Source organism: Marinobacter sp. es.048 (assembly GCF_900188435.1).
Taxonomy (GTDB): domain Bacteria; phylum Pseudomonadota; class Gammaproteobacteria; order Pseudomonadales; family Oleiphilaceae; genus Marinobacter.
In genome coordinates this window covers 1,122,855-1,141,515 of sequence record NZ_FYFA01000002.1, presented here as the reverse complement: position 1 = coordinate 1,141,515, position 18,661 = coordinate 1,122,855, and the positions used below count along the sequence as shown (strand labels likewise).

Below are 18,661 nucleotides of genomic sequence, written 5' to 3'. Positions count from 1 at the left end.
CAAATTCCGGATCCATCACCCTTTCCCGGCTGCTCTGCTGTTAGAATCTCAGGAAACAACAGGAGACATCCATGACCCGTTATCTGCTCGCCATTGACCAGGGGACAACAAGTTCCCGTGCCATTGTTTTCGACCAAACGGGCAACAGCGTTGCAACCGTCCAGCAGGAATTTCACCAGTATTTCCCTAAAGATGGCTGGGTAGAGCATGATGCCCGGGAGATCTGGGACAGCACTCTGGCGGTGTGTCGCGGTGCTCTCGACAAAGCGGGCATCGAGGCCTCGGCACTGGCGGGCATTGGCATCACCAACCAGCGTGAAACCACTGTGATCTGGGACCGGGTAACCGGTGAGCCGATCTTCCACGCTATTGTCTGGCAGGACCGCCGAACCGCATCCTGGTGTACCAAGCTGAAATCTGACGGCCACGAGGATATGGTTGTGGATCGCACGGGCCTGTTGATTGATCCCTACTTCTCGGCCACCAAGATAGCGTGGATCCTGGATAACGTGGAGGGTGCGCGCAGCCGGGCTGAATCCGGTGAGTTGGCTTTCGGGACCGTCGACAGCTGGCTGCTCTGGAACCTGACAGACGGCAAATCCCACTGTACCGATGCCACCAATGCGTCGAGAACCGCGCTCTTCAATATACATAAGCAGGACTGGGACGATGACCTTCTGACCCTGTTCCGTGTGCCCCGGGCTTTGTTGCCCGAGGTTCTGGACAGTGCCTCAGATTATGGCACCGCCGAAGCCCGTTGGTTAGGTGCCTCGGTGTTGATTGCCGGGGTTGCAGGGGACCAGCACGCTGCTCTGGTGGGGCAGGCGTGCTTTCATCCTGGCATGGCCAAGAGCACCTACGGCACTGGCTGTTTCCTTATGCTTAACACCGGTGATCAGGCCGTCCGGTCCGAGAACCGGTTGCTGACCACCATGGCCTATCGCCTGGACGGCAAGCCCTGCTATGCCGTGGAGGGCAGTATTTTTGTCGCCGGTGCGGCCATGCAATGGCTGCGGGATGGGCTCAAGCTGATCGCCCATGCCAACGAATCTTCGGCCCATGCCGAGGCGGTCGGAGTCGACAATCCGGTGTATCTGGTTCCGGCGTTTACCGGACTGGGAGCGCCTCATTGGGATCCTCACGCCCGCGGAGCCATCATGGGCCTGACCCGGGATACGGGAATTGGCGAGATTGTTACTGCCGGTCTGCAGTCGGTGTGCTATCAGACCAAGGATCTGGTGCGAGCGATACAGAACGACGGAGCCCGGCTCGAATCGCTGCGGGTGGACGGCGGCATGGTGGTGAACGACTGGGTCATGCAGTTCCTCGCCGACATACTGAACGTCGCTGTTGATCGCCCGCGGGTTACCGAGACAACTGCGCTGGGAGCGGCCTACCTGGCCGGGCTGCAGACTGGTGTTTTTGACAGCCTTGAGCAGATATCCGGGCTCTGGGAACGTGAGCGGCAGTTTCACCCGGAAATGCGCCCGGCTCTGCGAGAATCGCTCTATGCTGGCTGGCTGGATGCCGTCGAGCGGGTGTGCAACAACTAGGGTCTGAATCAGGCGGTGCGCTCGAAGGCGATCAGGTGATCCGCCTCGACCCGAACCGGAACATGCTCGCCCAGATTGAAATCCAGATGGCTGCGAAACAGGGCTTCGAACTCCGTGTCCTCGGAACACCGGAACCGGTACAGGGTTGAAGTGCCGGCAAAGGTTTTCTCAACCACCTTCGGCTGAAGATCCGAGTCGGGGTCATGAACAATGTCATCGGGGCGGATCAGAACGTCTACCAGGGTGCCGGGTTCCCATTTGTAGGCCCGGTTACCATGGATCACTCCCAGTTCAGACTCAATGGTATCAGGCCCAAGGGCCGTGCCAGGGATAAACCCACCCTGGCCCACGAAGCTGGCAACGAAACGATTTGCCGGTTCATGGTAGAGGTTGTAGGGAACGTCCCATTGCTGGATCCTGCCGTCCCGCAACACCGCGACCTGATCGCACATGGCAAAGGCTTCCTGCTGGTCGTGGGTGACCAGAATGGCGCTGATGCCAAGGGTCTTGAGGATCTCGCGAACATCCAGGCTCAGCCGCCGGCGCAGATCCGCATCCAGGTTGGAAAACGGCTCATCCAGCAAAATCAGGGTGGGCTCGGGTGCCAGCGCGCGGGCCAGGGCAACCCGCTGCTGTTGACCGCCAGATAGTTCATGGGGGTAGTTGTCCGCCAGGTCCTGCAGGTGCACGACATTCAGCAGTTCCATGACTTTCTGCCGCTTTTCTGTCTTGCCCAGGTTACGCAGACCGAACCCCACGTTGTCAGCAATGGTCAGGTGCGGAAACAGGGCATAATCCTGAAACACCATGCCGATCCGCCGTTTTTCCGGGGGCAGGGTGCGACCGGGCAGGCTTATGGCCAGGGACTGCAAGCAGATTTCGCCGCCGCTCAGTGGGAGAAAGCCGGCGAGGGCACGCAGTATGGTGCTTTTGCCGCAGCCGCTCGGACCGAGAAGGCAACCGATGTCGCCATGACTCAGGGCAAAACTGACATCCTTGACCACGGAATCCCCGCCGTAGCCACAGGACAGGTTGTTGACCTCAAGCAGCCAGTCTGCCGGAGATTGCGCGGTTGTGCTCATGGAGTCAGTCCAGCCGGTTCAGGATGAGAAATTCGAGCAGGGCCTTCTGTGCATGCAGGCGGTTCTCGGCCTCTTCCCAAACCACGGAGGCTGGATGTTCCATCATGTCTGCCGAGATTTCCTCGCCCCGGTGGGCAGGCAGGCAGTGCATGAAGAGCGCATCCTTATCGGCTATAGCGAGCAGCTCCGGGTTGATCTGATAGCCGCTGAACGCTTTTTCACGGGCCTTCTGTTCGTCCTCCTGGCCCATAGAGGCCCAGACATCCGTTACCAGAAGCTGGGCGTTACGGGCTGCCTCCGCCGGATCCCGAACTACCTTGACCCGGTCTTCGTGGCCTTTGATCAATGGCTCGGCCGGTTCGTAGCCTTCGGGGCAGGCGATGTTCAGGTTGAAATCAAACTGGGCTGCGGCATTGATGTACGAGTGGCACATGTTGTTGCCGTCGCCGATCCAGGCCACGGTGGCGCCACGAATGCTGCCTCTGTGCTCGCGGTACGTCTGCATGTCGGCCAGCAGCTGGCAGGGATGAAAATCATCGGTCAGGGCGTTGATTACAGGCACCCGGGATGCAGCGGCGAAACGCTCCACGGTTTCATGGGCGAAGGTGCGGATCATTACAGCGTCCACCATGCTGGAGATGACGATGGCAGAGTCTTCAATAGGTTCGCCCCGGCCAAGCTGGGTATCCCTGGGCGACAGGAACATTGCGGAGCCACCGAGTTGGGCCATGCCGGCTTCGAAAGAAACCCTGGTCCGTGTGGAAGATTTCTCGAAGATCATCGCCAGGACCCGGTTTTTCAGGGAGTCCCGAACCTTGCCTTGCCGCCATTCGTTGCGCAATGCCGAGGCATGATCAACCAGGCTCTCCAGCTCGGTGGTTGTCATGTCATTCAATGTCAGAAAATGTCTTGCCGCCATGCAATGGCCCTTATCTCAACGAACCCCGCGGCTGGCGGGGTTGCCTGAACGTTGACTTGAAAATGGGGCATCAAGTCTAGCCCTTCGGCGTAGGTATGACAACGCTGTAACCGGGCAGGAACTGCCGGCGTTGCGCGAGGTCAAATCAAGGTGTTTGGTGACGGGTTCGGCACCCGTGTACAATACCGTCAAGAAAATTGCCGTGTGGCAAGACTGTTCCAACAGAGGTGAATGTTCATGGACATCAATGAAACTATCAAAAGCCAGCTCGATGAGAACCCGATCATTCTGTACATGAAGGGCAGCCCCCAGGCACCCCAGTGTGGTTTCTCGGCCAAAACCGTACAGGCTGTAATGGCGTGCGGCGAACGCTTTGCCTTCGTGAATATTCTGGATAACCAGGAGCTTCGTGAGGCCCTGAAGGTTTACTCCAGCTGGCCGACCTTTCCCCAGCTCTATATCAACGGCGAGTTGGTTGGCGGATGTGATATCGTTCTGGAAATGTCCGAGAGCGGTGAGTTGGCTAAGCTCGTAAAAGAGGCCGCGAAGCAGGCAGAAGCCTGATATCTCTGCCGGTCAGAGCCGTTTCGGGGTGAACAGCAGCTCGACCTCGAAGCGGTTCCGGCTCCCGCCATCTTTCGGTGGTTGGGGGTAGGGGCTCGCCGCCAGCGCAGCCCGATATGCGGCTTCATCAATAGTCTTGATTCCTGTTGATTTCAACACCCTCGCCCGGGTCAGGGCGCCATTTCCCAGCAACTGCAGCTCCACCTCCATAGCGACCGTTTCAGTGAGACTCCTCATTGCCGGTACTCTCAGTTCCTGAAGCTGATGAGCCAGGTGAACAGCCAGTTTGACCGTATAGGGGTCAAGCTCGGTTGGTGACTCCGTAACCCGTGTAATGCTCTCCTCCGGGTTCTCCGAAGACTTTGCTTGCTTTGCTCCGGCAGCAATGCTGACACTTGGCTGTGCGGCCTCGCTCTGAGGCCTGCCGGTATTCGCTTCCTCATCCGGTGACGGGGTTTGCGGCTCGCTGGAAGTAACAATCTCCGGTTCGGAGAGGGGGGCCGGCTCAGGGGGATCAATCTCAAACGGCGTTATCCGCGGTGCATCGCGACTTGGGCTGGGGTTCGCTGACGGATTGGCGACGGTTCTATGCGTGCCCGGGGGTACCAGCTCGAACCGGACACTCTCCCTGTGAGTGGGCGTTGGTTCTTGCATGGGAGTGGGGATGCCTGAGAGCAGGAGGGTGTGGAATAAGAGCGCCAGAGATACGGCAAGCCCCAGCCGGTACGTGGCCGGCAGGGCATTGGAACTGCTTTTTCCAGGCATTTGCGTCAGGCGGTCTTGCTCCGGAGGGTACCGACGACGGCATCCAGGGCCCGATCAATCAGCGCGCCCTGCTCAAGGAGGGTAAGTCTGCCGCGCCGCATTTCATGAGCCAGTTCAATCCGGGTTTTCTCAATTACCTTCAGCCCCATCCGGTTTACAAAGACAAAACAGTCTGCTTCGTCAATGATAGCGGACAATTTGCAGCGGAAGTTTGCACCATTGACGAGACGGAACTCGACCCAGTTGCCGATCTCAATACCGTCAATTTGAGCAACATACTCGGAAATTGCCGCGTCTTCCAGCTCCTGCTGGCGTTCAACGGCCGTCTGGTGAACGGTCGCAATTTCCTCTTCTTCTGACTCCTCAGGCGAATCTTGAAGAGCTTCGATGGCAGCATTGGTACGGAACGCCTCGGCCAGCTGGTGCTTGAGCTGGCCCATCATCTCATCCAGCCTGGATGAGTTATAGGACACCTCTTCCAGTCCTGATCGCAGTGATTTGAGCAGGCCGGGCACCACGCGCACCCACTGATCTCTTTCGTCGTCTTCCTGATGGGGATGAAGGCACCAGATCAGATCGTCGACGACTTTTACGGTGGCATTCCATCGGTGCTCCACGTCGTCCCTGAGATAGGCAAGAAACATCACCCGGCTCCAGCCATTCATCAGGATATCGTGGATGGACTCCGGCAGCTTATAACGGGCAACCTTCTGCTTAAGAAGGTTGTCGACCGTTTGTTGGGCTGTCTGGGATTTGATCCGACCCCGCTCTGATTCACGGGTTCTTTGCTCAACCAGGGACGCTTTTCTGTTCTCTCGTTCAAGGAACTGTTCGAATTCCTGATTGAGGGTTTCAAAAAGCGAAACATCGCCGTCAAATTCGTTGAGAATCCTTTGCACAATATTGTGAATCTGTCCGTAGAGTTTGTCCTTGGTTTTCTCGTCGCTGCTGCTCCAGCCGATCCCTGCTCTTGCAAGAGAGTTCAGAAGACGTCTGGCCGGATGCGTGGCCTGGCTGAAGAAGCTTTTGTCCCGGATAACCACTTTCAGGGTTGGAATCTGCAGCCGGCTTATCAAAACCTGAACCGGAGCTGACAGGTTGTAATCGTCGAGAATGAACTCGAACAGCATGGAGACCAGGTTAATGAGGTCTTCATCAACCTCGTTAAGCGCCGGTTTTCGACCATCTTCGGTATCGGTCTGGGACAGGAGCTGTTGTACCAGCTGACGGAGATCAATGCTGACGGGTTCACCGGCGCTGAGATTGCCCTGGTCCTGTCGGGCGTCTGAAAGCGGTAATGAATTGAGAAGACTTGCCAGCTCGGAGTCACCCACTACCCGTACATTCGGGTCTGAGGAGCGGGGAGGTATGCCCGCATTGGCCCGCTGAAGCGACAGCATTTTTCTGATCTGTTCAAAAACAGCACTGCTGTCGCCGGCCTGGCCGGCCCCCTCTGTCGCTGAAGCGTCAGGCGCTCTTTCCTCTTTTGACGCATCTGCCGGCTGGGTCTTGGAGGCGTCGTGCTGCTGCCCGGCCTTGCCGTGATAACGGAAGTTCGGAATGATGCCGGCCTGAATCAGTATGCGGTTAGCTTCGTCCAGAAGCATGCCGAGGTTGGATACAACATAGCGGTCAAACTGTTTGAGCAGAATCAGGCGCTCACGAATCTGGATCTCAAGAGCCTGTATGGCCTCGGTGAACGCACTGCATAGATGTTCCGGTGCCATGGGGTTGACCGGCGATTCGTCGGTGGCTTCCGGGTACACCTGACTGAAACGGGTCTGGAGCTGGAGCAGTGGGCCCTGAAAGTGGGCCTTCGCCTTGGTGATCATGGCGTTGAGCGCAACCTGCTCCTCAAGGTCATCATTGCCGACCAGGGCGAGGGTGTCCGCGCTGGCCTGCTTGCTCAGGTTTTCTTCCTGGAGAGGGCCGGTATGGGGGGGATTGGCAAAGTATTGGGCGACGGTGTTCTGGAAATGCCGCTCTACACCCTTCCGCTTGATGCGAATTTCACGCATCGCCTCGAAATACCGGTTCTGTTCATTGTTGCTGCGGGCATTATTGGCCAACTCGAACAGTGAATCGTCGACGGCGTCGAAGGCGCCCTGTAGCAAATCACCGAGCCCGGCGACAACGGTGTCCCGGATGCGTGTGACCTCCGCAGGAACCGGTCTGTTACTTCCGGCTTCCCTGTGCTCGCGGAGGTAATGTATGCCGGACTGCTTGTTCATGGCAGACTCCTGTTTACGCCTCAACCGGATACATGACCGAGCTTGTAATCCTTGGATTCTCGTTATTGGTTAAATTTACCGCATTTTGCCCAAAGTTAACATGACCAAACGCTAACGTGGGAGTCAATTCAAAAAAACACAGGGTGCCCCGAAGGCACCCTCATTCAGATCACTGACTTGCTGAAGAGTTTGCGTTCAACTCACATAAACCGGGCCGATACCCATGCTCCAGATGACGACGCTGATGGCAAGCAGGGCAACAAACATAACCAGGCCGACTGTCAGAACTGCGGAGGCGAACATGAAGCCTTTGTCAGCCGGTATCTTCATCAGGATAGGTAGGCCTTCGTATAGCAGGTAGACCGCGTAGGCAACGGCCACCAGACCTGCCAGCATATTCACCCAGATGTTCGGATAAGCGGCGATAACGCCAATCAGGAAAATGGGGGTTGCCGTGTAGGCCGCCAGAGCGACGCCTCTGGGCGTCCGTTCCACCGCGTCATATGTGGCGGCGAAGAAATCGATGAACTTGCCGAGTATGAAGATTCCGGCAAGCATGGCCCCGTAAAAGAGTAAAGATAGCTGCAGTGCGCTCGTTACAGACAGTTTCGTGATCTGTCCGTCACCAATCTGCCAGCCTACCTGGGTTGTTCCGATGAAGCCGGCAACGGCCGGGATCAGTGCCAACAACAGTATGTGGCCAGCGTACAGCCTCGTGACAGTCTCGGATTCATTACGAATCGCCTCCCACTCCTGATCGGGGTGGGCGAGAAGGCCAAACGTGTGTGTCAGACTCATGGACGTATTCCTTGTGATTGTTTTTGTATCGCACGCTCCTTAAGTTTTGGTGGGGGATCGGCGGGGGTCAAGCTGGCGGTTAAATTTTGATCTTTCAAGAAATGAAGGCGCTATAACCGTAGGGTCTATAGCGCCAATCTTAGGGAAGTTTTCGGGTCTATTACTTTAGCGAAAGTGAACGCTTTTTGCGTTTTTTCGGGTGCACAATGGCTGCTTTCACGACGTTGTCCTTGATTTGCAGAACTTCGACCCGGTGCCCGTCCACTTTGAGGCAGACGTTGGTGTCGGGGATGTTCTCAAGGGTTTCCGTAATCAGGCCGTTGAGAGTTTTGGGGCCATCAGTGGGAAGCTTCCAGCCCAGGGTCTTGTTGATGGTTCGAACGGCAGAGGTGCCATCTATGATGAAGGTGCCATTGTCCTGCGGGATAATGTCCGGGCTGGTGGCGGCATAGTCCGTTGTAAAGTCGCCGACGATCTCTTCAAGTATGTCTTCCAGCGTTGCCAGGCCGAGAACGTCGCCATATTCATCGACAACCACACCAAACCGGCGACGACCTTTCTGGAAGTTGATCAGCTGGGTGTTCAGAGGCGTGCTTTCCGGAATGAAATAAGGCTCCTGGCAAAGCTGCATGATCATGGCCTTGTTGATCTCTTCCTGCTGAAGCAGTTTCGAAGCGCTGCGCAGGTGCAGTATGCCCTGAATGTTATTGATGTCGCCCTTATAAACCGGAAGCCGGGTGTGCTGGCTGCTGCGCAGTTGGCGGAGGATTGTATCGGTGTCGTCTTCCAGGTCGATACCTACCACCTCGTTGCGGGGCACCATGATGTCATTCACAGTTACTTTTTCCAGATCCAGAATGCTGACCAGCATGTCCTTGTGCTTGGCTGGAATCAGGGCCCCGGCTTCGTTTACCAGTGTCCGGAGCTCTTCGCGGCTCAGGTGGTCGTTGGCAGCATCCGACGCAGAAACGCCCAGCAGCTTAAGTATGCCGCCGGTAAACAGGTTTACGGCCCAGACGATCGGGTAGAGGATTTTCAGCAGCGGCCCCAGTATGTAGCTGGCCGGGAAGGCGATTTTCTCGGGAAACAGCGCTGCCAGGGTTTTCGGTGTGACTTCTGCGAATATCAGAATCACGATGGTCAGCAGGATGGTGGCGATCGCAATGCCGGCATCGCCCCAGACCCGTATCGCGATAACCGTGGCGATCGAAGAGGCAAAGATGTTCACGAAGTTGTTGCCGATCAGGATAACGCCGATCAGCTGGTCGGTTCGTTGAAGCAGGCCCTGGGCGCGCTTCGCACCCTTATGGCCGGTTTGGGCCATATGTTTGAGGCGATATCGGTTAAGGGACATCATCCCGGTTTCGGAGCTCGAGAAGAAACCGGAAAGCAGGATCAGTCCGACCAGGAGAATAAACAGCGCGGTAAGCGATGTTTCGTTCAAAAGAGGTGTCCTTATATTACTGACAAGTAGCGAAAATAGGGTTTTGGCGAGCGTTGTGTCAAGAGAATACCGGGTGTCCCTGGCGTCAGCCGCCGCGCTGGAAGATCAGTTCCAGCACAAACTTGCTGCCGTAGAAGGCCAGCATCAGGAGTGCGCAGCCTGCCAGGGTCCAGCGGCTTGCGGTAATGCCGCGCCAGCCTTTGGTGTAACGACCAATCAGGAGCGCCACGAAAACCAGCAGGGAGAGGATGGAGAATAGGGTCTTATGGGCGAGGTTCTGGGCAAAGAGATCCTCTATAAAGAGGGCGCCGGTCACAATTGCCAGAATCAGCATGACTACGCCGGCCCAGACCATTTCGAACAGCAGTGACTCCATGGTCTGCAAAGGTGGCAGGTTGCGAACCAGAAGGCTGTTGTAATTGTGCTTCAGTTGGCGATTCTGGAAGTAAAGAAGAACCGCCTGGATGGCCGCCAGGGTAAAGAGGCTGTAGGCTGTGACCGAAAGCGCGATATGGGAGAGCATGCCATAGCTTTGCTCGGACACCAGTCTCGAGGGTCCATGGGTCACCAGGGCAAGTATGATGGAGAGGCCGGCCAGCGGGTATACGCCAAGGAACAGGCTTTGCACCGGCTTTTTAAGATTAAGCCCTAATAGAAGAAAGACGATCAGCCAGGAAATAAGCACCGAGCTTTTGAAAAAGCTGAAATCGAAGCCGCCGTCATGGTGGACTGTCTGGCCAATGAGAAGTCCGTGGCTGGTCAGGGCGAGAACGCCAATCAGGGTAGTAATGGCAATGTTGCTCTGAACCCGGCCCCTGAAATGCAGGGCCTGCAGCGCGGTGCCGACGCTGTAAAGAAAAAGAGAGGTGACCGCGAGAATCAGCGTTCCCATGACTTCCTTATTAACCACTATTCTGACTGGGGATCGGCGCCGGTTTCGGCCGATTTGACCGGGCTGGTCGTTTCAGGGCGATAGTCTGGTTATAATGTCGCGATTATGCAACTGGAATCAAGGAGTCCTCGCCGGCTCTGTCGATTCACGCACTCAATTTATCCGGGGTACGGAAGAGCAACATGTTTGAGAACCTCCAAGACCGACTTTCCGGCAGTCTGCGCAAGATTTCCGGCCAGGCGCGCCTCACTGATGACAATATAAAGGACACTCTCCGGGAAGTGCGCATGGCGCTGCTGGAGGCGGATGTCGCCCTGCCGGTGGTGAAGGACTTTGTTGAGGGCGTCCGCACACGTGCCATTGGCCAGGAGGTGCAGCGCAGTCTGACGCCGGGTCAGGTCTTTGTGAAAGTTGTCCAGCAGGAGCTGGAGCGCGTCATGGGTGAGGGCAATGAATCCCTCAACCTGAATGTCCAGCCGCCTGCGGTGGTCATGATGGCCGGTCTGCAGGGTGCAGGTAAGACAACGACTGTCGCCAAGCTCTCGCGCTTCCTCAAGGAACGGCAGAAAAAATCCGTGCTGGTGGTCAGCGCTGACGTCTATCGTCCTGCCGCGATTCGCCAGTTGGAGACTCTTGCTGGCGAGGTGGGTGTCGAGTTCTTCCCGAGCAGCGCCGATCAGGATCCCGTGGATATCGCCGAGGGAGCGATCGCGGCAGCCAGGAAGAAGCACATTGATGTGGTGATTCTTGATACCGCCGGTCGGCTGCATGTCGATGAACAGATGATGGGCGAGATCGGCAGGCTGCACAAGGCGGTCAATCCGGTCGAGACTCTGTTCGTGGTCGATGCCATGACCGGTCAGGATGCGGCCAACACCGCCAAAGCATTTAACGATGCCCTGCCTCTGACGGGTGTGGTCCTGACCAAAACCGATGGCGATGCCCGTGGCGGTGCCGCCCTGTCTGTTCGCCATATTACCGGCAAGCCGATCAAGTTCCTGGGTGTGGGTGAAAAGTCCGATGCCCTTGAACCCTTCTATCCGGATCGCGTCGCGTCCCGGATTCTGGGCATGGGCGACGTGCTCTCGCTGATCGAAGAGGCGGAGCGAAAGCTGGACCAGAAGAAGGCCCAGAAGCTCACCAAGAAAATCAAGAAGGGCAAGAGCTTTGACCTGGAGGATTTTCGCGATCAGCTGCAGCAGATGAAGAGCATGGGTGGCATCGGTGGCCTGCTCGACAAGCTGCCGGGCATGGGTCAGATGGCCCAGGTGGCGCAGCAGCAGGTTAACGACAAGTCCATGGGGCAGATGGAAGCCATCATTTGCTCGATGACGCCGAAGGAACGGCGTTACCCGGATGTAATCAACAATTCCCGCAAGCGCCGGATCGCCACGGGGTCTGGAACCCAGATCCAGGATGTGAATCGTCTGCTGAAACAGCACAAGCAAATGCAGAAGATGATGAAAAAGTTTGGCAAGAAAGGCGGTATGGCAAATATGATGCGCGGCATGGGTGGCATGATGCCCCCGGGCGGCGGTGGAGGAGGCGGAATGCCTCCGTTCGGCCGTATGTAAAAAGCCTTACATGGAAAACGGGGAAACAACTGTTTTTGCTGTTTTCTTTGGCGCTTTTTTAGCATAGAATAGCGCCCCTTTCGAGTATGGATCTTCGCGTCAGCTGGCTTTCAGCAGGCGTGAATCGTACAAAGTTCGTTCAACAGAACAGGATATTGGTTAAATGGTAATTATCCGTTTGGCTCGTGGCGGCTCCAAGAAGCGCCCGTTCTACCATCTGACAGTCACCGACAGCCGCAAATCTCGCGACGGTCGTTTCATTGAGCGTGTAGGTTTCTTCAACCCGGTTGCCCGTGGTCAGGAAGAGAGTCTTCGCGTTGATCGTGATCGTGTCGAGTTCTGGCTCGGTCAAGGCGCGCAGACCAGTGAGCGCGTTGCACAGCTGCTGAAGGCTGCTGGGTAAGATAGTACTGACACCGGGGTTTATGGCATGACACAGAATTCGCAGGAAACTGTGATCGGCCGCATTACCTCGGTGTTTGGGGTCAAGGGTTGGCTGAAAGTCTTCTCTTACACGGATCCCAAGGAAGGAATACTGAACTATCCCGATTGGACGCTTGATCTGGATGGCAAACGTATTCCGGCCAAGCTTGAGGAGGGTCGCCGCCAGGGGCAGGGGATCGTCGTAAGGCTGAAAGGTATTAATGACCGTGATCTGGCCCTCACATACTGTGGTGCAGAGGTCAGGGTGTCTACGGCTGAGTTACCGGCGCTCCCAGAAGGGGAGTTTTACTGGTTTCAGCTAGAAGGCCTTGATGTGTATACGGTCGATGATGAGTGCCTTGGTAAAGTGCACCATCTTATGGAAACCGGATCGAACGATGTTTTGGTGGTGCAGGCGACAGCAGGTTCCATCGATCAACGTGAGCGTCTGATTCCTTATCTGCCTGGCGAAGTGGTTCAGAGTGTTGATCTGGATTCAAAGCGCATTGTGGTGGACTGGGATCCGGAGTTCTGACGGGTGTGGATTGGCGCAGTCAGTCTGTTCCCGGAAATGTTCGGCGCGGTAACGGACTATGGGATTACGGGAAGGGCAGTTCGGGATGGTCTTTTGACTTTTCGGAGCTGGAATCCCCGTGAGTTTACGCACGACCGGCATCGCACGGTAGACGACCGGCCCTATGGTGGTGGCCCGGGTATGCTGATGAAAATTCAGCCCCTGCGGGACGCGATCCATGCGGCAAGGGAAGCAGCACCCGGAAACCCCTGTGTGGTTTACCTTTCGCCTCAGGGAGAGACGCTGAACCAGTCTGTTGTCGAGTCACTTGCTGCAGAGCAGCAGCTGATTCTGGTGGCGGGCCGGTACGAGGGTGTTGATGAGCGCCTGATAGCGACGGAAGTCGATCGGGAAGTGTCACTGGGTGATTTTGTGCTTTCCGGTGGCGAATTGGCAGCGATGGCTGTTATCGATGCGGTTACACGCCTCATCCCCGGAGCGCTGGGTCATGCGCAGTCGGCAGAGCAGGATTCTTTCGCCGACGGTTTGCTGGATTGTCCGCACTACACTCGGCCCGAAGTTTACGAAGGTCAGGCGGTGCCGGATGTTTTATTGGGCGGTCACCATGATCAGATCCGGCGTTGGCGGCTGAAGCAGTCGCTGAGGCGAACCCGGGAGCGACGCCCCGACCTGCTGGAAAAGCGGGTGTTTACGGACGAAGAGCGTGAGCTGCTGGAAGAAATTTTGAACGAACCGGGTGCCTCTGAATGATCAGGGCATTAACAGATTGGGTATCAGGAGCATTACGATGAGCGGCAAGAACAACATCATCAGTCAACTTGAAGCAGAACAGATGACCAAGGAAATCCCTGCGTTTGCGCCGGGCGATACCGTGGTCGTTCAGGTTCGCGTAACCGAGGGTAACCGTGAGCGTCTTCAGGCGTTCGAGGGTGTTGTCATCGGCAAGCGTAACCGTGGCATGAACTCCTCTTTCACCGTGCGTAAGATTTCCTACGGTGTTGGCGTAGAGCGTACTTTCCAGAGCTTCTCCAAGCTGATCGACAGCATCAGCGTGAAGCGTCGTGGCGATGTTCGCCAGGCCAAGCTCTACTACCTGCGCGACCTGTCTGGCAAGGCAGCTCGTATCAAGGAAAAGCTGGGCTGATCAGCATAGAGCTGAACAGCAGGCAGAAAAAGGCAGCCCCAGGCTGCCTTTTTTGTGTCTGACGTTCCGGTATGCTTGTCGTAGGACGTTCGCAGTATGGGAACTTGCCATGAAAACGGAAGATGAATCAGTCATTGTCCGGTTTGTTGATGCCATCTGGCTGGAAGACGGGTTGGGCGAGAAGACACGGCAGGCCTACCGGAGTGATTTGTCGCGATTGGCGGAGTGGCTGGAGAGCCAGCCCGGCAAGCCCGCGCTGACCGATGTTGGCCGAACCGACCTTCTGGCCTGGATGTCGCGGGGGTTAGCAGAAGGGGTCAAGAGCTCCACCGCGGCCAGGCGATTGTCCGGACTTCGACGGTTTTACCGGTTTCTGCTGCGCGAAGGACTCATAGCTGAAGACCCGACCCTGCGGATCGACAGCCCGAGGTTGCCCCGGCGTCTTCCGGATTCTCTGACGGAAGAAGAGGTGGATGCACTGCTTTCCGAGCCGGATCCAGGCGTTGCCATTGAGCTACGGGACAAGGCCATGCTCGAGATACTCTATGGTTGTGGCTTGAGGGTCTCAGAACTGACGGAGCTGCGGGTTGATCAGGTAAATCTTCGGCAGGGCGTGGTTCGGATTACTGGCAAGGGTGACAAGGAACGGCTCGTGCCTCTGGGGGAAGAGGCGGTGGACTGGTTGCTGCAGTACATGAAGGAAGGCCGGCCTGAGCTTCTGAAAGGCCGTTCCTGCGATGCGCTGTTCCCGGGTAATCGGGCGGCAGCGATGACCCGTCAGACATTCTGGCATCGGATCCGGCACTATGCAGTGAGAGTTGGGATCCGCAAGCACCTGTCACCCCACACCCTGAGACATGCGTTTGCCACTCACCTTCTTAACCATGGTGCGGACCTGCGTGTGGTGCAGATGCTGCTAGGTCACTCCGACCTGTCAACGACCCAGATATATACCCATGTGGCTCGTCAGCGTCTGCAGTCGCTGCACCAGGCTCACCATCCCAGAGGCTGATTGGCAGGATGTTTGCGCTGGCGTAGGTGAACTTTCTTTTCGTGTAATTGTCGCATTGAATTGATTCCCGGCCTGTGCCAATACTGCCCGGGTTATTTAACTGCTCTCTGAAAAAGGTTGTTTGTCAGAATGAATATTAAACATGCGGTTGTGGCGTTTGCCTTCGTTTTTGGCTCATTCGTCATGGCGAATGTCAGTGCCGGGGAAGTCGAAGATCGGATTTCCGAGCGTCTGACCCAGGCCGTCCCGGGCCTTCAGGTGTTATCGGTAAAGGAGTCTGAGGCAAAGGGGCTCTATGAAGTCCAGAGCAATAATGGCGACACGATTTACACGACCGCGGATGGCCAGTATCTGATGACGGGTGATCTTCTGAAGATTACCGACCAGGGCATTGCCAATGTGACTGAAGCTGCCCGCGCGGATGCTCGCCGACAGACTATGGCAGATTTTGGGGATGAAGGGGTGATCAGCTTCCCCGCCAAAAACGAGAAGGCGGTGGTGGATGTGTTTACCGACATTGACTGCCCCTATTGCCGGAAGCTGCACGATGAAGTGCCGCAACTCAACGAATACGGCATTACCGTCAATTACTATGCTTTCCCCCGGTCTGGTCCCAACACCGCATCTTTCAGGAAGTACGAGTCGGTTTGGTGCGCTGACGATCAACAGGCCGCTATGGATGCAGCCAAGGCTGGCCGCAAGGTGGCCGACGCAAACTGTGAAAACCCGGTACTCGAGCAGTTTGAGCTGGGTAGTCGGGTTGGCGTGACCGGAACACCTGCCATTGTCCTGGAGGACGGCAACATGGTTCGTGGCTATGTCCCCGCGCAGCGTCTGGCTGAGGGGCTCGGGCTGCTCTGACAGCCTCTCGCACCCGTCGTCCGTGTTGCGTTACACGGTATTTTCGAAGGATCCGATTCAGGGCTTATTCAGTGAGGCCTGAATCGGTATACTATGCCCGCCTAATATAATTCATCAGCACCCCTTCGGGATCAGAGGTGAGAGTTTGAAAGACGTCAGTGTCGGAATCTGCGGATTGGGAACCGTCGGCGGCGGTACCTTTAATGTCTTGACCCGCAACGCCAGGCTGATTGCCGGCCGGGCCGGGTGCAATATCCGGATTACCAGGATTGCCAGTCGACGGGCCCGCGAGGATATGGACCTCGGGGATGTGCCCTTCAGCACCGACATTTATGACGTGGTGAACGATCCCGGCATTGATATCGTGGTTGAGCTCATCGGCGGCTATGACGCCGCGCGGGAGCTTGTGCTCGCGGCTATCCGCAACGGCAAACATGTGGTTACTGCCAACAAGGCCCTGATCGCTGTCCACGGCAATGAAATTTTCGAAGCGGCCGAGAAAGCCGGCGTTGTGGTGGCCTACGAGGCGGGTGTTGCCGGTGGTATCCCGGTTATCAAGGCCGTCCGCGAAGGCATGGCGGCAAACCGCATTGACTGGATTGCAGGCATTATCAACGGCACCGGAAACTACATTCTGACCGAAATGCGTGCTGGTCGGGCATTTTCCGAAGTTCTCAAGGAAGCCCAGGACCTGGGTTACGCCGAAGCAGATCCGACCTTTGATGTGGAGGGCATTGACGCCGCCCACAAACTGACTATTCTGGCGTCCGCCGGATTTGGTGTGCCTCTGCAATTCGAGAAGGGTTTCACCGAAGGCATCTCCAAGATTACCCCTTATGATATTGCTCACGCTGAGCTATTGGGCTATCGCATCAAGCACCTCGGCATTGCACGTCGTCGGGATGACGGCATTGAACTCCGCGTTCACCCGACCCTGGTGCCCCAGAGCCATCTGATTGCCCAGGTTGATGGCGTGCTCAATGCGGTCCTGGTGGATGGCGATGCCGTTGGCCAGACCATGTATTACGGCCCTGGCGCGGGGGATGAGGCAACAGCATCAGCTGTTATCGCAGATATCGTTGATGTTGCCCGTGCCGTGGCGACAGAAAGCAGCCTGCGTGTGCCATACCTGGGCTTCTCACCGGATGCCATGGAAGACCTGGACGTGCTGTCCATGGAGGACATCCAGTCTGCTTACTACCTGCGCATTACCGCATTGGATCGTCCGGGTGTGCTGGCAAAGATTGCTTCGATCCTGAGCGAGCATGGCATCAATATTGAGTCGATCATGCAGAAGGAATCCGAGCTGAAGGACGGTCGTATTCCAGTGATCATCCTGACCCACACCGTTCAGGAGCGGCAGATCAACCGTGCGATTGAAGAGCTGGAAGCCCTGTCCGATACCGATGGCCAGGTTGTCCGCATCCGCGCTGAAAACTTCAACTGACAGGTACGAACGTGAGATACATCAGTACGCGGGGTGAAGCGCCCGCACTGGGCTTTGAGGATGTTTTGCTGACCGGTCTGGCGACGGACGGCGGACTCTACGTCCCCGAATCCCTGCCACATTTCAGTCTGGAAGAAATCCGGAGCTGGCGCGGGCTTTCCTACAGTGAGCTGGCATTCAAGGTCATGCACCCGTTTGTCGATGACGCTGTGCCCGCAGACGATTTCCGCAAGATGCTGGACGAGACCTATTCGGTCTTCACCCACCAGGCCGTGGCTCCGCTGGTTCAGCTGGATACCAACGAATGGGTGATGGAACTGTTCCGCGGCCCGACCCTGGCCTTCAAGGACTTCGCCCTGCAGCTGTTGGGGCGGCTTCTGGACTATGTTCTGGAGAAGCGCAAGCAGCACGTGGTTATAATGGGGGCGACCTCCGGTGATACCGGCTCGGCTGCCATCGAAGGCTGTCGCCGGTGTGAGCATGTGGATATTTTCATTCTGCATCCACACCAGCGCGTATCCGAAGTCCAGCGCCGCCAGATGACCACCGTCCAGGGTGACAACATCCACAACATTGCGGTGCGTGGCAACTTCGACGATTGTCAGCGCATGGTGAAGGAGAGCTTTGGCAACCAGTCGTTCCTGGGTGGCAAAACCCAGCTGGCAGCCGTGAACTCCATCAACTGGGCCCGGATCATGGCCCAGATTGTTTACTACTTCCATGCGTCCCTGGCCCTCGGTGGCCCGGATCGCAGCATGGCGTTTTCAGTACCCACAGGGAACTTCGGCGATATCTTTGCCGGCTATCTGGCCAAGAAGATGGGGCTGCCGATCTCACAGCTGGTCATTGCCACCAACCGCAACGATATCCTGCATCGTTTCATGAGTGGCAACAAATACGAACAGCACCAGCTGGAGCACACCCTGTCTCCGAGTATGGATATCATGGTGTCGAGCAATTTCGAGCGTCTGTTGTTTGATCTGCACGGTCGTGACGGGCTGGCAGTGAAGACCCTGCTGGAAAATGCCGCCAAAGGGCCGGTCAGCATTGAGGATTACCGCTGGAAGCATGCACGCAAGTTGTTCGACAGCGACGCGGTGGATGACAAAGCCACCTGCGATACCATCCGTGAGATTTACGAACAGAACGAGTATCTTCTGGATCCTCACACCGCCATCGGGGTTCGCGCTGCGCGCAACTGTCGCCGTGATCAGGCGGTACCGATGATCACCCTGGGTACCGCACATCCGGCCAAGTTCCCGGATGCCGTGGCCGAGTCCGGCCTGAGTGTGAAGCCTCCGCTACCGGCCCATATGGCCGACCTGTTCGAGCGGGAAGAGCGCTACACGGTACTGGATAACAATATCGCCGGTGTGCAGGAATTTATTGCCAAGCACTGGAAAAACGCCTGATCGGG

The 18,661-nt window shown here is 56.8% G+C and carries 18 protein-coding genes; 11 read left to right on the top strand and 7 right to left on the bottom strand.

The features are described from left to right. Positions 1 to 71: 71 nt before the first annotated feature. The gene (gene glpK / locus CFT65_RS16265) at positions 72 to 1,553 is read left to right on the top strand and encodes a glycerol kinase GlpK (protein WP_088829103.1); all 1,482 of its coding nucleotides are present in this window, start codon (positions 72 to 74) and stop codon (positions 1,551 to 1,553) included. Between the two features lie 8 nt (positions 1,554 to 1,561). Here the strand turns inward: glpK and CFT65_RS16260 are convergent, their stop codons facing one another. Both CFT65_RS16260 and argF read right to left on the bottom strand, forming a co-directional pair. Further along, the gene (locus tag CFT65_RS16260; protein ID WP_088829102.1) at positions 1,562 to 2,635 is read right to left on the bottom strand and encodes an ABC transporter ATP-binding protein; all 1,074 of its coding nucleotides are present in this window, start codon (positions 2,633 to 2,635) and stop codon (positions 1,562 to 1,564) included. Positions 2,636 to 2,639: 4 nt separating this feature from the next. Then, positions 2,640 to 3,554, bottom strand: coding sequence for an ornithine carbamoyltransferase (gene argF, locus CFT65_RS16255; RefSeq protein WP_088829101.1), 915 nt, complete (start codon positions 3,552 to 3,554; stop codon positions 2,640 to 2,642). Between the two features lie 237 nt (positions 3,555 to 3,791). Between argF and grxD the strand changes: the two genes are divergently transcribed. After that, on the top strand, positions 3,792 to 4,118 hold the full coding sequence (gene grxD, locus CFT65_RS16250) for a Grx4 family monothiol glutaredoxin (RefSeq protein WP_088829590.1): 327 nt from the start codon (positions 3,792 to 3,794) through the stop codon (positions 4,116 to 4,118). Positions 4,119 to 4,130: 12 nt separating this feature from the next. On the opposite strand, the gene CFT65_RS16245 is transcribed toward grxD, so the two are convergent. The 5 genes from CFT65_RS16245 to CFT65_RS16225 all read right to left on the bottom strand — a co-directional run bounded on the left by CFT65_RS16245 (position 4,131) and on the right by CFT65_RS16225 (position 10,248). Next, positions 4,131 to 4,883 carry an energy transducer TonB family protein gene (locus CFT65_RS16245; protein ID WP_088829100.1) on the bottom strand — a complete coding sequence of 251 codons (753 nt, stop codon included), beginning with the start codon at positions 4,881 to 4,883 and terminating at the stop codon, positions 4,131 to 4,133. 5 nt (positions 4,884 to 4,888) lie between these two features. Then, complete coding sequence (locus tag CFT65_RS16240; RefSeq protein ID WP_088829099.1) at positions 4,889 to 7,114, bottom strand: DUF1631 domain-containing protein; 2,226 nt, start codon at positions 7,112 to 7,114, stop codon at positions 4,889 to 4,891. A 195-nt stretch (positions 7,115 to 7,309) separates the two neighbouring features. Further along, on the bottom strand, positions 7,310 to 7,912 hold the full coding sequence (locus tag CFT65_RS16235; RefSeq protein WP_088829098.1) for a Yip1 family protein: 603 nt from the start codon (positions 7,910 to 7,912) through the stop codon (positions 7,310 to 7,312). Positions 7,913 to 8,072: 160 nt separating this feature from the next. Continuing rightward, positions 8,073 to 9,356 carry an HlyC/CorC family transporter gene (locus tag CFT65_RS16230; protein ID WP_088829097.1) on the bottom strand — a complete coding sequence of 428 codons (1,284 nt, stop codon included), beginning with the start codon at positions 9,354 to 9,356 and terminating at the stop codon, positions 8,073 to 8,075. Between the two features lie 85 nt (positions 9,357 to 9,441). Next, complete coding sequence (locus tag CFT65_RS16225; protein ID WP_088829096.1) at positions 9,442 to 10,248, bottom strand: cytochrome C assembly family protein; 807 nt, start codon at positions 10,246 to 10,248, stop codon at positions 9,442 to 9,444. Between the two features lie 182 nt (positions 10,249 to 10,430). Here CFT65_RS16225 and ffh point away from each other — a divergent pair, with 182 nt between their 5' ends. From ffh to thrC, 9 genes are all read left to right on the top strand, one after another. Further along, complete coding sequence (gene ffh / locus CFT65_RS16220) at positions 10,431 to 11,822, top strand: signal recognition particle protein (protein ID WP_088829095.1); 1,392 nt, start codon at positions 10,431 to 10,433, stop codon at positions 11,820 to 11,822. A 163-nt stretch (positions 11,823 to 11,985) separates the two neighbouring features. Next, a complete protein-coding gene (gene rpsP, locus CFT65_RS16215) occupies positions 11,986 to 12,225 on the top strand; it encodes a 30S ribosomal protein S16 (RefSeq protein ID WP_088829094.1) in 240 nt (79 codons plus the stop codon). A 27-nt stretch (positions 12,226 to 12,252) separates the two neighbouring features. Beyond that, on the top strand, positions 12,253 to 12,780 hold the full coding sequence (gene rimM, locus CFT65_RS16210) for a ribosome maturation factor RimM (RefSeq protein WP_088829093.1): 528 nt from the start codon (positions 12,253 to 12,255) through the stop codon (positions 12,778 to 12,780). Positions 12,781 to 12,783: 3 nt separating this feature from the next. Then, entirely contained in the window at positions 12,784 to 13,530 is a 747-nt protein-coding gene (trmD, locus tag CFT65_RS16205; RefSeq protein ID WP_088829092.1) for a tRNA (guanosine(37)-N1)-methyltransferase TrmD, read from the top strand. Positions 13,531 to 13,567: 37 nt separating this feature from the next. Further along, positions 13,568 to 13,924 (top strand): 50S ribosomal protein L19, encoded by a 357-nt coding sequence (gene rplS / locus CFT65_RS16200; RefSeq protein WP_048495327.1) that lies wholly within the window; start codon positions 13,568 to 13,570, stop codon positions 13,922 to 13,924. A 109-nt stretch (positions 13,925 to 14,033) separates the two neighbouring features. Then, the gene (gene xerD, locus CFT65_RS16195) at positions 14,034 to 14,936 is read left to right on the top strand and encodes a site-specific tyrosine recombinase XerD (RefSeq protein ID WP_088829091.1); all 903 of its coding nucleotides are present in this window, start codon (positions 14,034 to 14,036) and stop codon (positions 14,934 to 14,936) included. A gap of 129 nt (positions 14,937 to 15,065) precedes the next feature. Then, the gene (locus tag CFT65_RS16190) at positions 15,066 to 15,797 is read left to right on the top strand and encodes a DsbC family protein (protein ID WP_088829090.1); all 732 of its coding nucleotides are present in this window, start codon (positions 15,066 to 15,068) and stop codon (positions 15,795 to 15,797) included. A gap of 145 nt (positions 15,798 to 15,942) precedes the next feature. Next, positions 15,943 to 17,244, top strand: a complete 1,302-nt coding sequence (locus tag CFT65_RS16185; protein ID WP_088829089.1) for a homoserine dehydrogenase — start codon at positions 15,943 to 15,945, stop codon at positions 17,242 to 17,244. A gap of 11 nt (positions 17,245 to 17,255) precedes the next feature. After that, on the top strand, positions 17,256 to 18,656 hold the full coding sequence (thrC, locus tag CFT65_RS16180; protein WP_088829088.1) for a threonine synthase: 1,401 nt from the start codon (positions 17,256 to 17,258) through the stop codon (positions 18,654 to 18,656). The last annotated feature ends 5 nt before the right edge of the window (positions 18,657 to 18,661 follow it).